This is a genomic window from Curtobacterium flaccumfaciens (genome assembly GCF_004361695.1).
In the GTDB taxonomy this organism is placed as follows: Bacteria; Actinomycetota; Actinomycetes; order Actinomycetales; family Microbacteriaceae; genus Curtobacterium; species Curtobacterium flaccumfaciens_B.
This window is the reverse complement of sequence record NZ_SNVW01000001.1, coordinates 525,833-547,699: the sequence shown is the minus strand read 5'-3', so window position 1 is coordinate 547,699 and position 21,867 is coordinate 525,833. Positions and strand designations below refer to the sequence as shown.

Genomic DNA, 21,867 nt, shown 5'->3' with positions numbered 1-21,867 from the left:
ATCTGGGAGGATCGACCCGTGCCCACCTTCTCCGCAGCGCGAGGCGACGCCTCGTTCACCGACGCGTACGGCGTCGAGATCGTCTACTCCACCTGGCGGGCGGCGCGACCGAAGGGCATCGTGCAGATCGCGCACGGCGTCGGGGAGCACGGGCTCCGCTACGAGCCCCTCGCGCAGGACCTCGTCCGCGCCGGCTACACCGTCCACGTGAACGACCACCGCGGGCACGGGCGCACCGGTCTCGGGCAGTGGGAGGGCGACCACGCGAAGCTCGGGCGCCTCGGACCCGGTGGCCTGCGCGCCGCGATCGCAGCGGTCGAGCAGATGACCGCGGTCGCGAAGGAGGACACCCCGGGCGTCCCGCTCGTGCTCCTCGGACACTCGTGGGGCTCGCTCATGGCCCAGCGGATCGTGAACACCTCGTCCGGGTCGTACGACGGCGTCGTGCTCTCCGGCAGCGCGTACCGACTGCCCGGGTGGATGAACAGCGGCGACCTGAACGCCCGGCACGCGGGGTCCGGGCCGACGAAGTTCGAGTGGCTCACCCGTGACCGGAAGGTCATCGACGCGATGGCGGTCGACCCGCTGGCGGTCGAGGCGGACGTCATCGGCCTGTTCGGTCTGGCGGACACGCTGCGGCTGCTCGGGGTGCCGCGTCGGGGCATCCCGCACGACCTGCCGATGCTGCTGCAGGTCGGGTCGGACGACCCGCTCGGCGGCCCTCGCTCCGTCGAGCGGCTCGCGCAGGCGTACCGGCGGCGGGGTCGGCTCTCCGACGTGACGGTGCAGGTGTACGAGGGGGCGCGGCACGAGGTCTACAACGAGACGAACCGCGACGAGGTGGTCGCCGACCTGGTCGCGTGGCTGGACCGGGCGACGACCCGCTGACGCTGACGCTGACGCTGACGCTGACGCTGACGCTGACGCTGACGCTGACGCTGACGCTGACGCTGACGCTGACGCTGACCCTGACACGGACGCTGACGAGACCGGCGGCGGTCTGCAGGTGCGACCCACCGGGCCTGGAGGCGCGTGGCGGCGCCGCCACGCGCCTTCAGGCTGCCCTGTTCCGGCCGCACCGCCGGACCGTCACCCGCCCGGAATAGGGTTGCGTCATGCACGGTGAGTACAAGGTCCCCGGGGGCAAGCTGGTCGTCGTCGACCTCGAGGTCGTCGACGGCGTCATCCACGAGTTCCGTCTGGCGGGGGACTTCTTCCTCGAACCCGACGACGCGCTGCCGCGCATCGACCAGGCGGTGAACGGCCTGCCGGCGACCACCGACGCTGCCGGCATCGCCACGGCCGTCCGAGCCGCCCTGCCGGAGGACGCCGTGCTCCTCGGCTTCACCCCCGAGTCCGTCGGCGTCGCCGTCCGCCGGGCGCTGTCCCGCGCGAGCACGTGGCAGGAGTACGACTGGGAGATCGTCCACGAGGGGCCGATCAGCCCGAACGAGCACCTCGCCCTCGACCAGGTCCTCACCGAAGAGGTGGGCGCTGGCCGCCGCGGTCCGACCCTGCGCATCTGGGAGTGGGACCAGCCGGCCGTCGTCATCGGGTCCTTCCAGTCGCTCAAGAACGAAGTGGACCCGGAGGGCGCGGCGAAGTACGGCGTCGAGGTCGTGCGGCGGATCTCCGGCGGCGGCGCGATGTTCATGGACGCCGGCGCGATCATCTCGTACTCGCTCTACGTGCCGACCGACCTCGTGCAGGGCATGACCTTCGCCGACTCGTACGCGTACCTCGACGAGTGGGTGATCGAGGCGCTGAAGTCCCTCGGCATCGAGGCGTACTACCAGCCGCTCAACGACATCTCCTCGACGAAGGGGAAGATCGGCGGCGCCGCCCAGAAGCGCCTCGGCACCGGATCGCTGCTCCACCACGCCACCATGAGCTACGACATGGACGGCGAGAAGATGGTGCAGGTCCTCCGGATCGGGCGCGAGAAGATGAGCGACAAGGGGACCACGAGCGCGGCGAAGCGTGTCGACCCGCTGCGGTCCCAGACCGGGCTGAGTCGCGCCGAGATCATCGAGCGGCTGAAGGGCACGTTCACGAAGCTCTACGGCGCGCACGAGGGGCACGTGACCGAGGCCGAGCGGGCGCGGGCCCAGGAACTCGTGCGGACGAAGTTCGCGACGCAGGAGTGGCTCGAGCGCGTTCCCTGATCACCGTTCGCGGGAGCGGTCCTCGTCGTCGATGTCGTCGTCGTCCTCGGGTGACCGCAGGGTCACGTCGAGTCGGCTCTGCATCGGGCCCGGGGCGAACGTGGTGTGCGCGAGGGGCGCGACGGCCACGTACGAGCCCGAATAGGTGACCTCGTCGGGGTCCTCGTCGTGCTCGTCGTCCTCGTCGTGCTCGCCGCCCGTCCGGGTGCCGAGCAGCTTCCGCGTCAGCGCCGACCGCTCGGTGAGCAGGGAGTCGAGCGCAGCACGGAGGTCGACGTCCGACGGCTCGGCGTCACGCAGTGCCGCCGCGAGGACGCTCCGCCGCATGAGCTCCTTCGCGAACGACCCGGTGGTGCCCTCCGCTCGCTCGGCCGCCTCGGACAGGGCCGCGTCGGAGAACGGCAGCGCCGCGGCGTACCGGCGGAACAGCCGCACCCGTTCGGGTAGTTGGGGCAAGGGGATCTCGACGGCCAGGTCCACCCGACCGGGGCGATCGGCCAGGGCGCGTTCGAGCACGGACACCCGGTTCGTCGTCATCACGAACGCCACGTCCGCGTCGCCGTCGAGTCCGTCGAGGGCGTCGAGCACCTCGAACAGGAGCGGCTGCGGGGAGCTGTGCCGCTCCATGGCGACGAGGTCGATGTCCTCGAGGACGACGATCGACGGCTGGAACGTGCGGGCGATCTCGGCAGCGGAGCCGATCGCCCGGATGCTCGACCCGGTGAGCAGGATCGCCGTCACGCCGGGGGTCCGAGCCAGCAGGTGGCGGATGGTGAGCGTCTTCCCGGTGCCGGGCGGGCCGTAGAGCAGCACCCCGCGCTTGAGGTGCTGGCCTGCCGCGAGGAGCGCATCACGCTGCTCGCCGATCCCGACGACGTGGTCCACGACCTCGTCGAGCACGCCGTCGCTCAGCACGACGTCGTCGGCGCCGACCTCGGGGCGTCGGAGGAACGTCGCGCCGGCGTCGGACCCGTACTCGGACTGCACGAACGACAGCACCTGGCCGCGCAGGACGCTCCGCTCGATCATGAGGGCGCGGAGCCGCAGCAGGAAGGCGCTGCCGGCGTCCTGGTCGGCGGCGAGGATCTCGAGCGTCGCCTGCGCACGGCCGTACTCGGGCTTCGCCGACCGCTGGACGACCGCCACCGGGGCGCCGTCGAACGTCAGGAACCGCAGGCCGAACGAGACCACCCGACGCGTGTCGTCGGCGCTGGTCGCCCGCGGCGCGTAGCTCACCGGGCCCGTGGTCCAACGGGTGTGCGGGTTGGCGACGAGCTCGCTCACCGAGCTGTGGAAGCGGCTGTCGTCACCGGCGATGCCGACGAGCGCGTCCGCCGCGGTGCCAGCGAGTTCCTCGAGTGCGATGTCCGCGTCGACGAGCCGGTGGTCGGGGAACTCCTCGGTGACCACGGGGACGGACTGCGGGTCGACGCCGAGGTGCTCGCGGATCCGTTCGCCGACGGGCGTGAGCACCGCCTGCTGCTCGGAGGCGGCGAGTTCGTTCGCCTTCTCGATGTAGCGGGCGAAGGCCCGCATCAGGTCACGGTCTGCGTCGTCGAGCACGTCGTCATCTTGGCACGTGCCCCCGGAGCGGGCATCGTCCTGCAGGACGACGTCTGTGGATCGCGAGGATCCCCCGCGCGGCTGATGTCGGCCTCCGACAGCCCACGTAGCCTCGTCAGCGTGAACTGGTTGATCCTCCTGGGGGCGGTGGCCGCCGCGGCCGTCGTGATGTGGGTCGCCGATCGCGTGGGGTGGATCGACCTGTCGAACAAGGCCACACGCAGCGGCGGATCCGGCGGCGTGATCTCGATGATGGACGAGGTCTTCGCGCCGACCCGTCACGAGACGCAGGCGGAGTACGAGCGGCAGTCGCGCCTCCCGAGAGAAGCGCCGACACCGGCGGACGACGACCACGACCTGCTCAGCGGCAGCGTGCTCATCAAGGTGCCGGCGGTGCGGAGCGCCGGGCGGCACGAGGCCCGCGCCGGCACGCACGACCGCAGCTACTGAGCTGCGGCGACGGGCCGGATCGGCTCAGCGGATCGGGTCAGCGGGTCGTGAGCTCCTGGTAGTCCGGGTGCTTCTCGATCCACGCCTTGACGTAGCTGCACTGCGGCACGACGCGGAGCGATCCGGATCGGACGTCGTCGAGCGCGTGCTCGACCAGGATCGACGCGTGGCCGCCGCCACGGTGCGCCGGGTCGACCTCGGTGTGCACGAAGCGGATCTCGTCGCCGTCGACTTCGTACGCGGCGAAGCCGATGACCTCGCCGTCCTCGACGAGGGAGTACTGCTGCTTGTCGGTGTCGTTGCGGACCTCGGGTGCTGCCATGGCGGCGAAGATACCCCGGCTGCCGCACCGCACGCTGTGGACCGGCGCCCCTGCTGTCCTGGACCACAATGGAGCCGTGCAGAGCGGAGACGATCGCGGTCCGGACCGGGTGGTCCTCGGGGACAACCTCGATGTCCTGCCGACCCTGGCGGACGGCTCCTTCACGCTCGTCTACCTCGACCCGCCGTTCAACACCGGCCGGTACCAGCGGCGCCACGCGAGCGCGGCGGTCGCGACGTCCGACACGGCGGTCGTGACGTCCGACACGGCGGTCGCGGCGTCCGGCGGCATGGCGCCCGAGCCCGCAGCACCCCCGCGCGCCCGCCCCGAGACCCGCGTCACCGGCTTCCGCGGGCGCACGTACGAGCGGATCCGCGGCGACCTCATGCGCTTCGACGACCGGTTCGACGACTACTGGTCGTTCCTCGAGCCGCGGCTGCTCGAGGCCTGGCGACTCCTCGCCGACGACGGCACCCTGTACCTGCACCTCGACTACCGCGAGGCGCACTACGCCAAGGTCCTGCTCGACGCGCTATTCGGCCGTGACGCGTTCCTCAACGAGATCGTCTGGGCGTACGACTTCGGCGCGAAGTCCCGCTCCCGCTGGCCGACGAAGCACGACACGATCCTGGCCTACGTGAAGGATCCGGCGCGGTACTGGTTCGACTCCGCGGCCGTCGACCGTGAGCCGTACATGGCACCCGGCCTCGTCACCCCCGAGAAGCGGGAGCGCGGCAAGCTGCCGACCGATGTCTGGTGGCACACGATCGTGTCGCCGACCGGCAAGGAGAAGACCGGCTACCCGACGCAGAAGCCCGAGGGCGTGCTGCGGAGGATCGTGCAGGCGTCGTCGCGCGAGGGGGACTGGGTCCTCGACTTCTTCGCCGGCAGCGGCACGACGGGTGCGGTCGCCCGGGCGCTCGGCCGACGGTTCGTGCTGGTCGACGACAACCCGGTCGCGGTCGACGTCATGCGTCGTCGGCTGCCCGGTGCGTCGTTCGAGATCGTGGGACCGTCCGCCGCCTCCACGGGCTGACGCGGGCGGGTCGACGCGCGCGGACGCGCTCGACCGGCCTCACGAACGGGCGCTCCGACGCGGTCGGGTGCGCTCCGAGACGCGCGGACGCGCGGACGCGCGTGCGCAACGAGCGACAGCGCCGACGTCGTACGACATCGAGCACGTCGTTCCCCCGCGGCGGCAACAGTTGCAGGCGCGCAGCGACGACGAGGTCGCTGTCGTACGACAGCGACCTCGTCGTTCCGAGTCGGAAGGTCCCGACTGGCGGGCGCCCGACTGGCGGGCGCGGACGGGCGGGCCCGGCAGTCGGTCGGCTACTCGGCCGAGTGGCGGCCGTGCGCGTGCTCGTCCGGCCGGGAGGCGCGGCTCGGGTCCGCCGCGTCCGCTGCGGTCGGTTCCGCGGTCGCGTCGACGAGCGTCGCAGCGGCGTGGGCAGCCCGGGTCCGGATGGCACCGGTGGTGGTGGGTGGCTCATCGACCGGGGCGGCGGCGGAGTGCGCGCCGTGCGTGGTCGCGTTCGGCAGTGGCGCACGCGTGGCGTCGGCCGGTGCCGTGTCGGCCGGTGCCGTGTCGGCAGGGCCGGTCGCCGGAGCGGGGGACGCGTGGGACGGTGCCGACGTGGCGGAGGAGGCCGTGCCTCCAGGCTGACCCGACCCGACCGCGGAACCGGCGGACCGGGGCTGCGACGGGACGTCCGGCGAGGTCGGCACGACCGCCATGGACCCGGTGTCGGGCGAGACGAGCGACCCGGTGTCCGCGGCGGCCCGCTGGGCGTCGACGGATAGCCGGTCGGCGTCGTCCTTGGCGGCGTTCGCCTGCTCCTGCAGGGCCGAGACCTTGCGGAGCGGCGGCACCCGGAAGAACCACGTGAGGACGAACGCGAGCAGGATCACCGCGAGGCCGACCCAGTAGACGACGACCGCGGAGTCGCTGAACCCGACGAGGAACGGACGGGTCAGACGCTTGTCGGCGCCGTTGAGGAACGAGGTGTCGCTCGTCGCGGAGCTGGACGACGAGTTCGCGCTCGAGTCACCGCTCTTGAGCTGCTTGACGAGCGTCGGAGCGACCTCGTCGACGACGTTCGACCGCTGGTCGGCGTTCGAGTAGTCGACCTGCAGCGTGCCGTCGACCACCTCGGCGTTCGCCTTCGACGCCGCGGTCTCGAGCGCCTGCTGCTCGGCGGCCGGCTTCGCCGCGGCGACCTGCTCCGCGATGACCGCGTCGGCCGAGGCAGCGGGGACCTGTCCGGCGGCGACCTGCTGCTGCACGGCGGCGGTGACCTGCTTCGTCACGGCGGCGTCGGCTGCTTCCTTGGCCTGCACGGCGCCCTTGTTGAGGCCGTCCTGCACGTTCTGCTTCACCGGGTCGACGATCTTGTTCCAGATCTGGTCCATCACGCCCTTGTTGTCGGCGGCGTTCGCGACCGAGGGGGTGAGGGCGGCGTTGAGCGCGGGCTTGAGGTCGCTCTCGTTCTGCATCGCCGTGGTGATGTTCGTCGGCATCAGGGTGAACAGCACCGAGAGCAGCACGGCGGTGCCCATGGTGCCGCCGATCTGGCGGAAGAAGGTGGCCGCACTGGTCGCGACGCCGATGTCCCGCGGGCTGACGGAGTTCTGCGCCGCCAGGGTCAGGGTCTGCATGAGCTGCCCGAGCCCGAGGCCGATGCCGAACATGCCGAGCATGAGGAACCACAGCGGCCGGTCGGCGGTGAGGAAGGTGAGCACGGTGAAGCCGATGGCCGTGAAGGCCGTGCCGGTGATCGGGAAGACCTGGTAGTTGCCGGTCCTCGAGATGATCTGCCCGGACGCGATCGAGGAGATCATCAGACCGAGCACCATCGGCAGCATCGCGAAGCCGGACTCGGTCGGCGTGACGCCCTTCACGATCTGCAGGTACAGCGGGATGGTCAGCATCGCGCCGAACATGCCGAAGCCGACCAGGACGGACAGCACCGCCGACATCGAGAACACCCGCGAGCCGAACAGCTTCAGCGGCAGGATCGCGTCGTCCTTCATGGCGCGCTCGACGAGGATGAACGCCACGAGCCCGGCCGCACCGATGCCGTAGCAGGCGAAGGCCGCCGCGGAGTCCCAGCCCCACTCGCGACCCTGCTCGGCGATGAGGAGCAGCGGGACGAGCGTGACGATGACGAGGGTCGCGCCCCACCAGTCGATGCGGGGCTTCCCGCGGTTCCCGAACTTCGGCAGGTGCAGGAACGTCAGCACCATGAACAGCGCGATGATGCCGATCGGCACGTTGATCAGGAAGACCCAGCGCCAGCCGGAGATGAAGAGCAGCTCGCCCGAGCCGGCGAAGACGCCGCCGACGAGCGGGCCGATGACGCTCGAGATGCCGAACACGGCGAGGAAGTACCCCTGGTACTTCGCCCGCTCGCGGGGAGCGAGCATGTCGCCCATGATCGCCAGCGGCAGGGACATCAGGCCACCCGCGCCGAGGCCCTGCAGCGCACGGAACCCGGCGAGCATGAGCATCGACGTCGAGAACGATGCCGCGAACGAGCCGACGATGAAGATGCCGATCGCGGTGAGGAACAGCGGGCGCCGGCCGAAGATGTCGGACAGCTTGCCGTAGATCGGCGTGGTGATCGTCGAGGCGATGAGGTAGCCCGTCGTCACCCACGCCTGCTGGTCGAGCCCGTGCAGGTCGTCGCCGATGGTGCGGATCGCGGTGCCGACGATCGTCTGGTCGAGTGCGCCGAGGAACATGCCGGCCATCAGGCCGTAGATCACCAGCAGGATCTGCCGGTGGTTCATCACGGCGTTCGACGAGGTCGTCGGTGCCGCGGGTGCGGTCGCGGTCTGGGTCATGTGCAGGGTCTCCCGAAAACTTTGCGCTCGCTGCAAAGTTACATCTGCCGCAACGGGGACGTTCACCTCGGAGCGGGTTCCTGAGTGGATCGGCAGCCCCGGCGTCCGCGGTGGCAGCTGGTCAGTAGGGTCGCCTTCATGAGCACGCCCGACGCCGTCACAGTACGCCCGGCCGTGCTGCCGGGTTCACGACCGGCCGTCATCGTCCTGCCGGGTGGCGGGTACGAGGAGCACGGGCGGGCGAGCTCGGAACCGGTGGCGGACTGGTTCGCCGGCATCGGCGTGCACGCCTTCCTGTTCCGGTACCCGCTGCGGACACCGGACCTGGACGGGCCGCTGCACCCGGCGCCGATCGACGCGACCCGGCGGGTGTTCGACTGGCTGCGTGCCGGCGCGCCGGGGTCGGGCGTCACGGTGGACACGGAGCGCATCGGCGTCGTCGGCTCGAGCGCCGGCGGGCACCTGGCCGCGTCGCTCGCGAACGGCATCGACGACCCCGCGCTCGACCGACCCGCGTTCTGCGTCCTGGCGTACCCGGTGATCAGCATGGAGACGCCGACCCGGCCGCGACCCGTCGTCGGCCTGCTCGGGGACGCGCCGAGCTGGCGGGAGCGCCGTGCGCTCTCGATGGAGACCCGCGTGGACGCCCGGACGTCCCCGACGTTCGTGTGGACGACCGCCGACGACCGGATCGTCCGGGCGACGAACACACTCGCCTATGCGGACGCCCTCGTCCGGAACGAGGTCGAGGTCGAGGTGCACGTCTTCCCGCACGGCCGACACGGCCTCGGCACCGCCGTGCGCGAGCCGCACACGTCGCAGTGGACGCGGCTCTGCGAGGACTGGCTGCGGTACCAGCGGGTGCTGACCGACTGAGGTGGGTCGCGCCTCCAGGCCCGGTCCGGACCACCTGTCGGACTGGAGGCGCAGGGTGCGTCCGTCAGGCCGCTGCGGCCTCTTCCAGCGCCTGCTGGAACCGCTCGTCGACCTCGATGCGCATCGCGCCGGTCTCGTCGTCGAAGCCGGAGACCGCGCTGACCCGACCGTTCCGCGAGAAGAACAGCAGCGGGGACAACGGACCGCCCGGCAGCCCGCGCTCGGTGTTCGTGAGGACCTGCATGAGCATGCCGGCGAGGGTCTGCACCGCGCTGATGCTGTCGGCGTCACGGAGCGGAGCGGCGAGCAGGAGGTGGCGGTGCGGGATCGCGAACACCGTGCCGAACGGCGCCGATCCGAACACGGCGGGCAGGTTGACGGCCTTCGACGCCACGAAGAGCGACTCGCCCTCGACCACGAAGACGCCCGGCGCGAGTTCGGTGTGCTCGTCGACCGGCTCGGAGTCGGTGTTGAGCTGTCCGATCGCGAAGAGCTCGTCGACGCCGAGCGACAACCGGTCGAGTGACGGGGACGAGATCGTGGTGACCATCGTCGGGTAGTCGACGCACAGCCCGAGCACCAGCCCGGGAGCGAACGGTCGCGCGTAGGAGAGGTCGGTGGGGTCGGACGGCACGGCGCCGTCGTCGGCGAGCACCCGGAGCCGGATGCGTTCGCGGAGCTCGTCCGGGCCGAGGTCCTCGACCGGCGGCTCGCTGTACGCCTGGATCATCCGGTCGAAGTGCTCGGCGACGATGTCGGCCTGCGCCGCCGGGGTCTCGCCGCGGACCTGCGACGCGAGGTTCTCGAGCAGGAACACCCGGCCGTCGGTGGCGATCAGGCGTGCCTCGCCGAGGTCACCCGCCGGGCCCTCGACCGTCGTCTCCATCCCACGCTCGGCGAGGGCGCGCTGGGCGAGCACGACGAGGCTCGGTGCCGCCTCGTCGGGCTTCTTCCGTCCGAACCACCCCATGCGCGTGCGGGTGTCAGGCGCCGAGGGCGGCGTCCACGATCTCCTTGGCTTCACGCTGCACCTGTTCGAGGTGCTCCTGCCCGACGAAGCTCTCGGCGTAGATCTTGTAGACGTCCTCGGTACCGGACGGACGGGCCGCGAACCACGCCTTGTCGGTGACGACCTTCACGCCGCCGACCGCAGCGTCGTTGCCCGGGGCCTTCGACAGCTTCGCCGTGATCGGGTCGCCCGCCAGGGTCTCCGCCGTGATCGCGTCGCCGTCGAGCTTGCCGAGCCGGGCCTTCTGGTCCTTGCTCGCGGCGGCGTCGACCCGCTGGTAGACCGGGTCGCCGAAGCGCTCCGTGAGCTCGTCGTACAGCTGCGACGGGGTCTTGCCCGTCACCGCGATGATCTCCGACGCCAGGAGCGCCAGGATGATGCCGTCCTTGTCGGTCGTCCATGCGGTGCCGTCCTTGCGCAGGAACGACGCCCCCGCCGATTCTTCGCCGCCGAACGCGACCGAACCGTCGATGAGGCCCGGCACGAACCACTTGAAGCCGACCGGGACCTCCCACAGGCGGCGGCCGAGCGACTCGGCGACCTTGTCGATGATGCTCGACGACACCAGGGTCTTGCCGATCGCGGCGTCGTCGCGCCAGGCCGGACGGTGCGCGTACAGGTACTCGATCGCCACGGCGAGGTAGTGGTTCGGGTTCATCAGGCCGCCGTCGGGCGTCACGATGCCGTGCCGGTCGGAGTCCGCGTCGTTGCCGGTCAGGACGTCGAACTCGTCCTTCCGGGCGACCACGGAGGCCATCGCGCTCGGGCTCGACGGGTCCATCCGGATCTTGCCGTCCCAGTCGAGCGTCATGAACGACCACGTCGGGTCGACGTCGGGGTTCACGACCGTCAGGTCGAGACCGTAGTGGTCGCGGATGCGGTTCCAGTACGGCAGAGACGCACCGCCCAGCGGGTCGGCACCGATCTTCACGCCCGCACGCTTGATCGCGTCGATGTCGATGATGTTCTCGAGGTCAGCGACGTACGCGCCGAGGAAGTCGTACCGGTCCGGGGTGGCCTGCTCGGTGCGCAGCACCGCGGCGTTGCCGCCCTCGATGATGGCGTTCGCCCGGTCGGCGATCCACGACGTCGCGTCGCTGTCCGCGGGGCCACCGTGCGGCGGGTTGTACTTGAAGCCGCCGTCGCGGGGCGGGTTGTGGCTCGGCGTGATCACGATGCCGTCCGCGGTGTCGGAGTGGCCCGCACGGTTGTAGGCGATGATCGCGTGGCTCAGCGCGGGCGTCGGCACGTAGCCGTTCTCGCTGTCGGCGAGGACGTGCACGCCGTTCGCAGCCAGGACCTCGAGCGCGGTGCGCTCCGCCGGCCCGGACAGTGCGTGCGTGTCGCGGCCGATGAACAGCGGGCCGTCGGTGCCCTGCGTCTGCCGGTACTCGACGATCGCCTGCGTGATGGCCGCGATGTGGGTGTCGTTGAACGCGGAGTCGAGCGACGAGCCGCGGTGACCCGACGTGCCGAACACGACCTTCTGCTCCGGCACGGACACGTCCGGGACGCGCTCGTGGTAGGCGGCGATGAGGGCGTCGAGGTCGACGAGGTCGTCTGCGGTCGCGGGGGTGCCGGCGCGGTCGTTCATGGGTCCATCCTGGCACCCCGGTCCCTCGGGCGTTCTCGCCGTATCCGACATGTTGGCGAACAGCGGTAGGGTCGGCTGCATGGGGGAGACGATCCGCGCGGACGCGGCGCTGCTCGCCGCCGTGCAGGCCGGCGACGCAGCGACGCTGCACACCGCGGCCGGTGCCGAGATCTCCTGGGCGGCGCTGCACCTGCTCGCGCAGCACGGGTTCCGCTGGAAGCCCGAGTGCCTCGACGATGCCGCGCGCGGCCCGGTCGGCGATCGACTGCACGTCGACCTCACGATCGAGCACGCCGCGCGATCCGGGATCACGCTCGGCACGACCCCGGCGCGGTTCCTCGCACGGGCGCTCGACCTCGACGTCGCCTTCTCTCTCGCCGAGGGGCTGCCACCGCTCGAGCCGACGCGGATGACGGCCATGGCGGAGCGTCGGTCGCCGCGGGCGGCCACCTTCGTGGTCACCGGTACCCACGGAGCGGTGGTCGGCGGTGTGCTGACCGTGGAGCGCGGCCCGCGCACCGTCTTCGAGACGCTCCGCTGCACGGTCGCCGTACCGGCGGCTCTCGACCGCGCCGACGGGTTCCGTGGGGTGCGTGACGGACTGGAGGCGGGCCTCCAGTCCGTCATGCTCGGTCGCCATCCACAGTCGGCCCTGTTCTCCACCAGCCGTGGCCGGGCCGACGGGGTCGTGGACACGGCGATCGCGGGGCCGCCAGCGCCGCTCGGGGTCTTCTCCGGTGCGCGCGTGGCGCGCGCCCGCGGTCTGCTCGAGCGCCGACGCGAGCTCGGCGGACATCTGGTCGGTCCGGCGCACGCACCCGGCCTCGTGATCTGGTTCCACGGCACCGAACGCGAGCGGTGGGCCGCCGCTGCCGGACTCGGTCGGCGGCTCGGCGATCTCCGAGCAGATGCGATGCATCCCGAGGACTTGCTGCCGCACCGACGGAACCGCGACGATGGCACGCGGACGGGGGGAGAACGATGAGTGCGCAAGGGTGGAAGATCGACCTGGCTGGGGTCCAGACCGTGCTGCACGACGTCAGTGGATCGGTGAACGGCACCGCCAGCGCGCTGCAGTCCGTGCAGGGCGGGGTCGCCGAGGTCGCCGGGGGTGCGGGCGACGTGGTGAACGAAGCGCTGGGCGCGTTCCTGACGAAGACCCAGGACGACGTGGACCAGGTGACCTACCGCCTCATCGGCGGGGTGCAGGGTGTCACGAACGCGGTCGACGCCTACAAAGCGGGCGACCTGGACATGGCCGCGAACGCCCAGCGTGCCGGCGTGACCGCGGCGGACACCCACGACGTCTCGTTCTTCGTCCAGGCAGCGGAGCGCCAGCGGTGAGCGGCGTCGCGTACGGCGATCACGGTCTCGTCAACCCGGCCGGGATCCCCGGGGCCGATCTCGACCTGGTCGCGGTCTCCACCGGCGCCGACAGCATCAAGACCGGCGGCACCTCGATGAAGACCGTCGCCGACGACCTGCCGGCGAAGTGGCAGAAGCTGTCCGGAGTGTACGAAGCGCCGGAGTCCGACCGGGTGTTCGCACTGATGGACCCGGTGACCGAGGACGTCCACACGATCGGCGGGATCGCCCGCAAGGTGGCCGCGGCGCTGGAGACCTACGCGAGCACGGCAGCTGGTCCGAAGAAGCAGCTGGACGTCCTGCGGAAGGAGGCGAAGGCGTTCGTCGCCGACGTCAAGGACGGCGTCACCCGGGCGAAGCAGGTCCCCATCCCGAAGTCCGCCGCCGAATGGGACGCCTACGACCCGGGGAAGTACGACGGCGAGACGGAGACCGTTCCGTGGTACGACGACTCCGGCGCGCTGTTGCAGAACAACGAGCTCGTCCGGCAGATCAACGAACAGGTGGCACTGCTGCAAGCCGCCCAAGCCGAGTGCGCGCTCGCGATCAAGCGTGCCGCGGGCGCCAGCGTGAAGAAGGCGTACAGAGCGCGCTCCGAGAGCGACCTCAACGAGCGGGGGGTCGACCTCCCCTGGTCTCGCGTGGGAACGGCGAAGGGGAAGTCCTGGGCGGAACAGTTCGAGGACGGCCTCAAGGACGACATCCTGACGACGATCCTGGGTCTCACGCACCTCGGCGGCTGGGACAACAGCGGGGACTGGAGCTGGGGCAACCTCGGCTCGGCGTGGAAGGGTGCGGCCGACGGCGCCGTGGCGTTCAGTCTGCTGGTGAACCCGATGTCGTGGCTCGATGCCGCGTTGAACCCCAAGGGCGAGTCCGGGCAGACACTCGGTGCGATGGGTGACGCCGCTCAGGACTGGTGGAAGGACGCGAGGGAGAACCCCGGCATTGCGGCCGGAGCGGCGGCGTCGGCGGTGGGAACGAGCTTCCTCGGGCCGGAGGGATGGGCCGGGCGAGCTGGTCGTGCGGAAGAGCTCGCTTCCGGGCTCGGGAAGCTCGGCCTGCGCGGGGTGGAAGCAGACGTCCGCGCCTGGATGAAGGGCGGGGCGTCAGAGTCGAACGTGAACGCGCTCGCGGACCTCGTCGATCGCGAGTACGCGAAGTGGACGCAGACGAGCGGGTACTCTCCGGGGCTCGGCGTCGGAGACGACGCGTTCGCGAACTTCTTCCGCGATGAGCTCGATCGGTTCGGGCGAGAGCATCCGGACTTCCATCGTCTCCACGACGTCGATGCAATCGAGCACGGCGTTGAGTCGGCTCCGTTCACCGAGCGGGGTGGGCTCCAGTACTCCGAAGCTCACGGCGGGCACGCGATCGAGCGACACGTCCCGCCCATGGTGCTCTCGGGGCAGGCGCTAGACGACTTCGTGCGAGACCGTTTCAAAGGGTTGAAGGAGAACAGCGCGTACGCCTTGCCGGTCAAGGAGGTTGACAAGCTCGTCGCGTCGACGCTGGACTTCAACCACGCCAAGATCGACGAGTGGATCGAGTCCAAACGGCTGAAGATCGAATCCAGGCCAACTCAGGAATTTGATTGGCCTGCTGACACAGTGGTCGGTCGTTACTTCGACCCGGACGGAACTCCGCCCATGCGCAATGCGTCTGTGGTGCGTGTCGTTCTAAAGTTCGACCGGGACGGCAATCCGCCGTATTCCGTCGTCACAACTTACCCCAGGGAGGCATTGGGTGGATAGGCATGATTTCCTCAGGGAGGTCGCGGGCCGTGCGCCTGAATTCAAATCACTCCTCGCTGCGGAGTTCAACTACGACTGGGAGCTGGATTGGCCGGATGTCGAGTCTGTCCTGGTTCATGACCTCGACAGTGCGTCGTACTCGGAGAACGAGCAGTACCGAGACGAACTGGACTACTTGTTGAATGCTCTGCCGACCGAAGGCGACGCGGACGAATTCTTCAAGTTCGTCGGCTCTGGGCTTTCGCCGAAGGTGGACCTCGGCAAGTCTGCGCGCGCGTGGATGGTTGAGCTGCGGGATCGCGTTGACAAGAACTGCGCGATCAAAGAAGGAGATGCGCGATGACACAATCCATCAGCTGGGCGCTGCGCCGAGATAGCTGGGAAGGGTGATGGGCCACGAGGTCCGGACTGGGGAGTCCTACTTTCCGAGCGTTGAACGCGCGAACGAAGCCGTGGCGTACGCACTCGACTTCAATCACGAGCGCATTCGTCGATGGGTGGCTGCAGGGGCCGTCCGGCCGCTGCGGATCTACGCGGTGCCGGGTGGTGTCACTGGTCGCGGCAATCCCTTCGCGGAACCCCAGGACCTGGAAGGCGTGCGAGTCGTGCTGACGCGAGCGTCCGACAATCCGTCGGGCTACACCGTGTTCACCGCGTACCCCGCTGTCGCGAGCATCACCGCGCAGAACTTCCACGGCTTCGACGCATTCGTGGGCTCGTACTTCCACCAGGACTGGGCGGAGGAGCCGTACTCAGCCGAGCAGGCGCTGGAGGATCACGTCACAGTTGGGTCCGAGGGGGCATTGCGCACGCTCCTGGACGACGTCCGCGACCTCGACGCGATCCTTCCCGATGAAGCCTCCCTCGCTGGTCGTCTCGTCGAACTCGACTGCAACTACGTCCCAGCGGAGGACGGCCTCGATGACCGGCGGTGGTTGCGGAGCGTCGGTGAGCGGCTACTGCGTCACCTCTCCGCGGCCGAGAGTGAGAACGACAGTGTCTGATGGCGTGACAGGGACGCGGCAGCTACGGACCGGCGTGGCACGGTTCACCGTCGACGACTCGACTGTTCGGTCGTTGGCGCGCGCTGCGATCCACACCGAACAAGCACGGTTCGACGCCTGGTCGAACCGCGGCATGCTGAAGCCGCTCCGGCTGACCTACCGACCCGAGCGTCGCGGTGCTGTCGGCGTCGGCACGCCGTTGGGGGAGGAGATCGACCTCGACACGGTTCGCGTGATCCTGAAGGCGAGCACCGGGGATCCGTGGCAGCACACCGTGCGGGCGGTGTACCCCTCACTCGACGTCGGTGCAGGCGCGCAGTTCCCGGCGCTCGATGACTTCGTGGGGGCGTACTTCAACCGGACGTGGACGGACGGCGACCTGTCGCCGATCGAGGCGATGGCGCACTTCTCCGCGCATGCGCGGCTGACGGAGGTCGAGGCTCTGGCGATCGACATCCGTGCGGTGCTCGAGCTCGATGACGAGGCGATAGCGGCCCGCCTCGTGGCCCTCGACTGCAACTACGACCCGGCTGACGACAACTCCACGGATCGGTCGTGGCTCGAGTGGGTCCTGCGAAACCTCGAGCGTGACGCGGTCGCTCTCGCCCCGGTGCCATCGGCGGTCGTCGGCGAGGCCGGATGGGTGCGGGACTCGAGGCCGATCCGCGGGGCGGACCCCGTGGTCGCTGTCAAGCGGTTCGTGGTCAACGCGGTGTCGGTCGACGGCCGGGCGAGCCGTGGGGAGTTCTGGTGGGCGCGATTCCTCTGGGGTCTGGTCTGCGTGATGCTGTGCGGCCTGTTCAGCGCCGTTCCGTACGAGATACGCCCGCCGGTCATGATCGGCCTCCTCGTCTGGATCGCAGTCACCGCCATCCCGAACATCACGCTGCAAGTGCGACGCCTCCACGACACGGGACGGAGCGGCTGGTCGATGCTCGTGCAACTCGCGCCGGTCGTCGGGCCGTTCCTGCTGCTCGTGTGGAACGCGCAGGACAGCGATCGCAGCGGAGTGCGGTTCGACCGACCCGGCGAGGTCCGGCACTGACGAAGCGAGCGGCCGTCCAGCCCGGAGTGAAAGGGGGAGACCCCGGGTGGACGACCGCTCGCGGTCTGGGGAGGCAGCTGCCTCAGGCGGTGCGGAACGATCCGGTCGCCGTGCGGAGCGAACCGGTCACGGTGCGCGTCGAGGACGTCGCGGTGCCGGGGCGCCGGAACTGCGTGTCGACGAACCGGCCGAGCGCACGGCCGATGCCGGTCCCGGTGTAGGTGCCGATCGGACGCCAGGCTGCGGTGACGGCGTAGCCGCCGAGCTCGTCGCGGGCTTCGAGGCCGGTCACGTAGGCGCCGCCCAGGGGGTTCTGACGGTTCTGCATGGGTGCTCCTCGTCGTCGTGCCGAGGGCCGTCGGTCACCGGGCCGGCGACCGCGACGCCGTCGGCTTGATGACACCCAGCCTACCTTCTACTTTTGCATCACGCAAAAGAAGGAAGGCTCAGGCGAGCAGCTCACAGAACGTCCGGCCGCTGGCCGTCCAGCTCTGACGCGCGGTCAGCCCGGCGCGCTCGGCGTGCTCGAGCAGCGCGTCGACCCCGACCTCGGCCCAGGGGAACCCGGCGCTCTGGTGGCCGTCGGCGTCCACGACGCGGGCGGTGAAGGTGCGGTCGGCTTGGCGCTCGACGTGCGTCTCGACGATGACACGGCCGCCCTCGCGCACGATCTCGCGGCACCGGGCGAGCAGCGCCGTGGGGTCGCCGCCGATGCCGATGTTCCCGTCGATCACGAGCGCAGTGTCCCAGTGGCCCTCGTCGGGGATCGGTTCGAACACCGACCCCTGCAGCGCGGTGCCGCCGGAGCGTCGGGCGATCGCAACGGCCTCGGCGGAGACGTCGACGCCGAGCGCCGGGATCCCGAGCGTCCGTGCGGCGACGAGCATCCGACCCGGTCCGCAGCCGATGTCGATCACGGGGCCGTCGGCACCGTCGAGGAGCGACCGGTCGACCCGGTCGGCCGCGGCACTCCAGCGACCGACGTCGAGCGTGACCTCGGCGTCGGGGCGCTCGGGGTCGGTCAGGCGGATCCGGCCGTCGGTGCGGAGTGCACGGGCGTAGGGCTCGCCGCCGCCGGCACCGAACGAGACGGGTGCGTGCATGGTCATCGGAGGCTCCCCACCGTCTCGGCGCGCAGGGCCCCGGCGAACCGGGAGTCCGGCACGAGGGCTGCGACGCGCTCGGCATCGGGCACGGTGTCGACGTCGAGCAGGACCCCGAGGGTGCCGACGTCGAGGCCGGCGTCGGTCAGGCGTGCGAGCTGCACGGCTCCGGTGTCGTCCTGCGACATCGGGACGCCCCGGAGGTGCGCGCCGTTCGGCTCGCGGAGGTACAGCGACCAGAAGCCGCCGTCCTCGGCGGGACCGAACCACGCGTCGCGCGACGGGTCCTCGAACACCGGGGCGACGTCGGCGGCGCTGCACTGCGGCGTGTCCATCCCGACCAGCAGTGTCGGGCCGTCCACGGCGTCGAACAGGGCACCGAGGCGTTCGTCGAGCCCGCCGGTGGTCTGGTGGATGACGTCGAAGCCGTCCGCCCCCTCGGGCAGGACGGTGCCGTCGAAGAACAGGACGCGGCGTGCGGCAGGCAGGGCGCGGACGGTCGCGAGGGTGTCCGCGAGGCTCGCGGCGGCGACACGGGCGGCTCCCTCGGGGGTGAGTGCCGGCGTCAGCCGGGTCTTCACCTTGCCGGGCAGGCACTCCTTCGCGACCACCGCGACGGTGATGCCGGCGTCGTCGATGCTCATGAGCGCGCACCTTCCGTCGTGGAGGCGGCCATCTCCGGGGTGGACCCGGCCGTGTGCCGGACGGAGGCCGGTGCGACGACGCGGCCCCGTGCCTCCCGACGCTCGGTCTGCGCTGCTCGGCGGTGGGTGCGGAGCAGGCGGGACATGTCCTTGACGGCGTTGATCGTGCCGCGGAGCGTGCCGGTGACCTTGCTGTCGCCGATGCGCTGCGCGTACCCGATGTCGGACTCGTCGACGCGCCAGCCCGCCGCGTGGGCGGCGAGGACCATCTCGAGCGGGTAGCCGCTGCGGCGGTCGCGGAGGTCGAGGGCGACCAGGTCCTCACGGCGCATCACCCGCATCGGCCCGAGGTCGCGCAGCTTGTACCCGGTCGCACGGTGCATGAGGACGGCCAGCACGCGGTTCGCGAAGCGGGCGTGCGGTGCCCATGCTCCGGGCGTGGTGGGGACGCGGCGGCCGAGTGCGAGGTCGGTGTGGCCGGTCGCGACGCGTGCGACCAGCGGGACGAGTTCGGCGGGGTCCATCGAGGCGTCGGCGTCGCAGAAGGCGACGTACTCGGCGGTCGCGGCGGCGACACCGGCGGCGCATGCGGAGCCGAACCCCTTGACGGGTTCGGTGACGACGAGTGCGCCGTGTGCACGGGCGACGTCGGCGGAGCCGTCGGTCGAGCCGTTGTCGACGACGATCGCGCGGTAGCCGGTGGGCAGGCGGCCGAGGACCTCGGGGAGGGCATCGGCCTCGTCGAGACAGGGGAGGATGACGTCGACGTTCATGTCTGCCATTCGGTGCCCTCGGGCGGAACGACTGGTGTCGGGCCGTTCCGCGCGCGTCGCGCCGGGGGAGCGGTCGGTCTCGTCGTCGGCCGGCTGTCGTTCCATGCCTCCGAGCCAACACGTCGCGCCGCTCCGGGGTACAGGATCGGCGTCCCCCGCTGGTCGTTCTGCGCACTCGGCGCGCGTGGTTCCCCCTGATCGGGGGACAGGAAGTGGGTGGCGGGGTCGGGCACGGCCGGCCCGCCGACCGGGGCGCCTGCCGGACGGGAGGCGCGGGTCGACTCGCCACGCGCCTCCCGTCCGACAGGTGGTCCGGTCCGGTGCCGCGCCGCTACTGCACCGCAGCGCGCAGCGGGGCCGTCGCGAACTCGCGCATCCCGCGCTCGAAGTCGACCTCGGCACGCCAGCCCAGCTCCGCCGCGATCCGGTCCGACGACGCCGTGACGTGCCGGACGTCGCCGAGCCGGTACTCGCCGGTGACGACCGGCTGCGGACCGTCGGGTCCGGCGATCGCCGCGGCCATCTCGCCGATCGTGTGCACGACGCCGGAGCCGACGTTGTACGCGCGGAAGGACTCGGACGGCAGGTCGGCGGTCGCGGCGATGGACGCGGCGTTCGCCCCCGCGACGTCCTCGACGTGCACGAAGTCGCGTCGCTGGCGGCCGTCCTCGAACACGCGCGGGGCCTCGCCGCGGGCCAGAGCCGAGCGGAACAGGGAGGCGACACCGGCGTAGGGGGTGTTCGCGGGCATCCCCGGGCCGTAGACGTTGTGGTACCGGAGCGCGACGGCTCGGCCGCCGGTCGCCCGGGCCCAGCTCGACGCGAGGTGCTCCTGCGCGACCTTGGTCTGCGCGTAGACGTTGCGCGGGTCGAGCGACGCGGACTCGTCGATCAGCCCGGGCACGAGCGGCTGCCCGTCCGCGCCGATCGGGTCGAAACGGCCGGCGTCGAGGTCCTCGCGGCGACGGGCCGGCGGCCGGACGGGCTCGCCCGCAGCGGTCGTGTACGCGCCCTCGCCGTAGACGACCATCGAGCTCGCGACGACCAGGCGGCCGATGCCGTGCCGGTCCATCCCGGCGAGCACGTGCGCGGTGCCCGCGTCGTTCGAGGAGACGTAGTCGGGAGCATCCTGGAAGTCGACCCCGAGGCCCACCTTGGCGGCCTGGTGGCAGACGACGTCGACACCGTCGAGGGCCGCGTCGAGGGCGACCCGGTCGCGGACGTCTCCGTGCACGAACTCGATGCCCTGCTGCTGGTGGGCGAGGACGATCTCGGCGGGATCGCCGTGCACGTCGTCGCGGAGCGAGTCGATCACGCGGACCTCGAGGCCCTCGGCTCGGGCGCGGCGGACGATCGCGGAGCCGATGAACCCGGCGCCGCCGGTGACGAGCAGGCGGGTCATGCGGTCGCCACGGTGGCGGGCGTGGCGGCAGTCGCGGGCGCGGCGGCGGGTGCGGCGGTCACGCTGGCGCTCGCCGCTGCCGGCACGAGTTCGCGCGGCGTGTAGTCGTCGGGGATCGCGGCGACGATCGAGCCGATGGCGCGGACGATGACCTCGTTGGCGCGGGCCAGCCGTTCCATCACCATCCCGTGGGTGACGGGGGCTTCGCCGGAGTCGGCGGCCTCTTCCTCGGTCGGGGCCAGCCCGGCGTCGGCGTCGGTCACGAACGACAGGTTCACGGTGCCGATCCCGAGTTCGGCCGCGAGCGGCACCTCGGGCGTCATCGTCATGTTGATGGTGTGGCCGCCGGCCTGGCGCATCCACAACGACTCGGCGCGGGTGGAGAACCGCGGGCCCTGGATCACCACGCACGTACCGGTCGGCCGGAACGGCACGTCGAGCTGCTCGATCGCCGCGACGGTCACTCGGCGCAGGACGGGGTCGAACGGGTCGGCGAAGGACAGGTGCTGGACGGCGTCCTCGAAGAAGGTGTCGGCGCGGCCCCAGGTCCGGTCGATGAGCTGGTCGGTGACGACGAACGTCCCCGGCGCGTAGTCCGGGTGCAGGCCGCCCACGGCGCTCGACGACACCACGGCGCGCACCCCGAGCGACCGCAGCGCCCACAGGTTCGCGCGGTGGTTGATGCGATGCGGGGCGACGGAGTGCTCGCGGCCGTGCCGGGTGAGGAACGCGACCCGCTTGCCGGCCATGGTGCCGATGCTGATCGGGCTCGACGTGGCGCCGAACGGGGTGTCGACGTCGACCTCGTCCGCGGTGCCGGGTTCGAACAGCTCGTAGAGGCCGGAACCGCCGATCACCCCGATGGCCACGGTCTCGTCCACAGCTCCGGTCGTGGTCACGTCGTTCTCCACAGGTCCTCCGAATGGTCGTCGGCGCGTTCTGCGCGCTGGTT

At 71.0% G+C, this 21,867-nt stretch carries 23 protein-coding genes; 12 read left to right on the top strand and 11 right to left on the bottom strand.

All coding sequences use genetic code 11. From position 1 onward, the window contains the following. Positions 1-18 precede the first annotated feature (18 nt). The 3 genes from EDF64_RS02500 to EDF64_RS02490 are packed head-to-tail and all read left to right on the top strand — an operon-like array spanning position 19 to position 2,165. The gene (locus EDF64_RS02500; protein WP_133518488.1) at positions 19-888 is read left to right on the top strand and encodes an alpha/beta hydrolase; all 870 of its coding nucleotides are present in this window, start codon (positions 19-21) and stop codon (positions 886-888) included. Then, positions 861-1,106: a hypothetical protein gene (locus EDF64_RS18070; protein ID WP_166645567.1), complete on the top strand. Its 246-nt coding sequence runs from the start codon at positions 861-863 to the stop codon at positions 1,104-1,106. The genes EDF64_RS02500 and EDF64_RS18070 overlap by 28 nt, the downstream gene beginning before the upstream one ends. 9 nt (positions 1,107-1,115) lie before the next feature. Further along, a complete protein-coding gene (locus EDF64_RS02490; RefSeq protein WP_133518487.1) occupies positions 1,116-2,165 on the top strand; it encodes a lipoate--protein ligase family protein in 1,050 nt (349 codons plus the stop codon). On the opposite strand, the gene EDF64_RS02485 is transcribed toward EDF64_RS02490, so the two are convergent. Then, positions 2,166-3,728 (bottom strand): AAA family ATPase, encoded by a 1,563-nt coding sequence (locus EDF64_RS02485; RefSeq protein WP_133518486.1) that lies wholly within the window; start codon positions 3,726-3,728, stop codon positions 2,166-2,168. It abuts the gene before it with no gap. 120 nt (positions 3,729-3,848) lie between these two features. On the opposite strand from EDF64_RS02485, the gene EDF64_RS02480 reads away from it, so the two are divergent. Further along, positions 3,849-4,178 carry a hypothetical protein gene (locus EDF64_RS02480; protein ID WP_133518485.1) on the top strand — a complete coding sequence of 110 codons (330 nt, stop codon included), beginning with the start codon at positions 3,849-3,851 and terminating at the stop codon, positions 4,176-4,178. A 37-nt stretch (positions 4,179-4,215) separates the two neighbouring features. Here the strand turns inward: EDF64_RS02480 and EDF64_RS02475 are convergent, their stop codons facing one another. Then, positions 4,216-4,500, bottom strand: coding sequence for a GNAT family N-acetyltransferase (locus EDF64_RS02475; protein ID WP_133518484.1), 285 nt, complete (start codon positions 4,498-4,500; stop codon positions 4,216-4,218). 76 nt (positions 4,501-4,576) lie between these two features. On the opposite strand from EDF64_RS02475, the gene EDF64_RS02470 reads away from it, so the two are divergent. After that, entirely contained in the window at positions 4,577-5,536 is a 960-nt protein-coding gene (locus EDF64_RS02470) for a DNA-methyltransferase (RefSeq protein ID WP_243736213.1), read from the top strand. 296 nt (positions 5,537-5,832) lie between these two features. On the opposite strand, the gene EDF64_RS02465 is transcribed toward EDF64_RS02470, so the two are convergent. Then, positions 5,833-8,346, bottom strand: a complete 2,514-nt coding sequence (locus EDF64_RS02465) for a DHA2 family efflux MFS transporter permease subunit (RefSeq protein WP_133518482.1) — start codon at positions 8,344-8,346, stop codon at positions 5,833-5,835. 138 nt (positions 8,347-8,484) lie between these two features. Here EDF64_RS02465 and EDF64_RS02460 point away from each other — a divergent pair, with 138 nt between their 5' ends. Next, a complete protein-coding gene (locus tag EDF64_RS02460) occupies positions 8,485-9,222 on the top strand; it encodes an alpha/beta hydrolase (RefSeq protein WP_133518481.1) in 738 nt (245 codons plus the stop codon). A 64-nt stretch (positions 9,223-9,286) separates the two neighbouring features. On the opposite strand, the gene EDF64_RS02455 is transcribed toward EDF64_RS02460, so the two are convergent. Then, the gene (locus EDF64_RS02455; protein ID WP_133518480.1) at positions 9,287-10,192 is read right to left on the bottom strand and encodes a hypothetical protein; all 906 of its coding nucleotides are present in this window, start codon (positions 10,190-10,192) and stop codon (positions 9,287-9,289) included. Positions 10,193-10,205: 13 nt separating this feature from the next. After that, positions 10,206-11,825 carry a phosphoglucomutase (alpha-D-glucose-1,6-bisphosphate-dependent) gene (gene pgm / locus EDF64_RS02450; RefSeq protein ID WP_133518479.1) on the bottom strand — a complete coding sequence of 540 codons (1,620 nt, stop codon included), beginning with the start codon at positions 11,823-11,825 and terminating at the stop codon, positions 10,206-10,208. Positions 11,826-11,904: 79 nt separating this feature from the next. Here pgm and EDF64_RS02445 point away from each other — a divergent pair, with 79 nt between their 5' ends. The 6 genes from EDF64_RS02445 to EDF64_RS02425 are packed head-to-tail and all read left to right on the top strand — an operon-like array spanning position 11,905 to position 16,993. Then, complete coding sequence (locus EDF64_RS02445; protein ID WP_133518478.1) at positions 11,905-12,810, top strand: DUF6177 family protein; 906 nt, start codon at positions 11,905-11,907, stop codon at positions 12,808-12,810. Continuing rightward, positions 12,807-13,169, top strand: a complete 363-nt coding sequence (locus tag EDF64_RS02440) for a DUF6507 family protein (protein ID WP_133518477.1) — start codon at positions 12,807-12,809, stop codon at positions 13,167-13,169. Before EDF64_RS02445 ends, EDF64_RS02440 begins: the two co-directional genes overlap by 4 nt. Next, on the top strand, positions 13,166-14,944 hold the full coding sequence (locus EDF64_RS02435) for an RNase A-like domain-containing protein (protein ID WP_133518476.1): 1,779 nt from the start codon (positions 13,166-13,168) through the stop codon (positions 14,942-14,944). The genes EDF64_RS02440 and EDF64_RS02435 overlap by 4 nt, the downstream gene beginning before the upstream one ends. Next, a complete protein-coding gene (locus EDF64_RS02430; RefSeq protein WP_133518475.1) occupies positions 14,937-15,287 on the top strand; it encodes a contact-dependent growth inhibition system immunity protein in 351 nt (116 codons plus the stop codon). Before EDF64_RS02435 ends, EDF64_RS02430 begins: the two co-directional genes overlap by 8 nt. A gap of 46 nt (positions 15,288-15,333) precedes the next feature. Beyond that, positions 15,334-15,948 (top strand): contact-dependent growth inhibition system immunity protein, encoded by a 615-nt coding sequence (locus EDF64_RS18065; protein WP_166645566.1) that lies wholly within the window; start codon positions 15,334-15,336, stop codon positions 15,946-15,948. Positions 15,949-15,982: 34 nt separating this feature from the next. Beyond that, positions 15,983-16,993, top strand: a complete 1,011-nt coding sequence (locus tag EDF64_RS02425) for a contact-dependent growth inhibition system immunity protein (protein WP_166645565.1) — start codon at positions 15,983-15,985, stop codon at positions 16,991-16,993. 82 nt (positions 16,994-17,075) lie between these two features. On the opposite strand, the gene EDF64_RS02420 is transcribed toward EDF64_RS02425, so the two are convergent. From EDF64_RS02420 to EDF64_RS02395, 6 genes are all read right to left on the bottom strand, one after another. Beyond that, entirely contained in the window at positions 17,076-17,321 is a 246-nt protein-coding gene (locus EDF64_RS02420; RefSeq protein WP_133518473.1) for a hypothetical protein, read from the bottom strand. Between the two features lie 118 nt (positions 17,322-17,439). Further along, the gene (locus EDF64_RS02415; protein ID WP_133518472.1) at positions 17,440-18,102 is read right to left on the bottom strand and encodes a class I SAM-dependent methyltransferase; all 663 of its coding nucleotides are present in this window, start codon (positions 18,100-18,102) and stop codon (positions 17,440-17,442) included. Continuing rightward, entirely contained in the window at positions 18,099-18,740 is a 642-nt protein-coding gene (locus tag EDF64_RS02410) for a TIGR04282 family arsenosugar biosynthesis glycosyltransferase (RefSeq protein ID WP_133518471.1), read from the bottom strand. The genes EDF64_RS02415 and EDF64_RS02410 overlap by 4 nt, the downstream gene beginning before the upstream one ends. Continuing rightward, complete coding sequence (locus EDF64_RS02405) at positions 18,737-19,522, bottom strand: glycosyltransferase family 2 protein (protein ID WP_133518470.1); 786 nt, start codon at positions 19,520-19,522, stop codon at positions 18,737-18,739. The genes EDF64_RS02410 and EDF64_RS02405 overlap by 4 nt, the downstream gene beginning before the upstream one ends. Before the next feature lie 322 nt (positions 19,523-19,844). Then, positions 19,845-20,915, bottom strand: a complete 1,071-nt coding sequence (locus EDF64_RS02400; protein WP_133518469.1) for an NAD-dependent epimerase/dehydratase family protein — start codon at positions 20,913-20,915, stop codon at positions 19,845-19,847. Further along, positions 20,912-21,814: an MTAP family purine nucleoside phosphorylase gene (locus EDF64_RS02395; RefSeq protein ID WP_243736211.1), complete on the bottom strand. Its 903-nt coding sequence runs from the start codon at positions 21,812-21,814 to the stop codon at positions 20,912-20,914. Before EDF64_RS02395 ends, EDF64_RS02400 begins: the two co-directional genes overlap by 4 nt. Between the last annotated feature and the right edge of the window lie 53 nt (positions 21,815-21,867).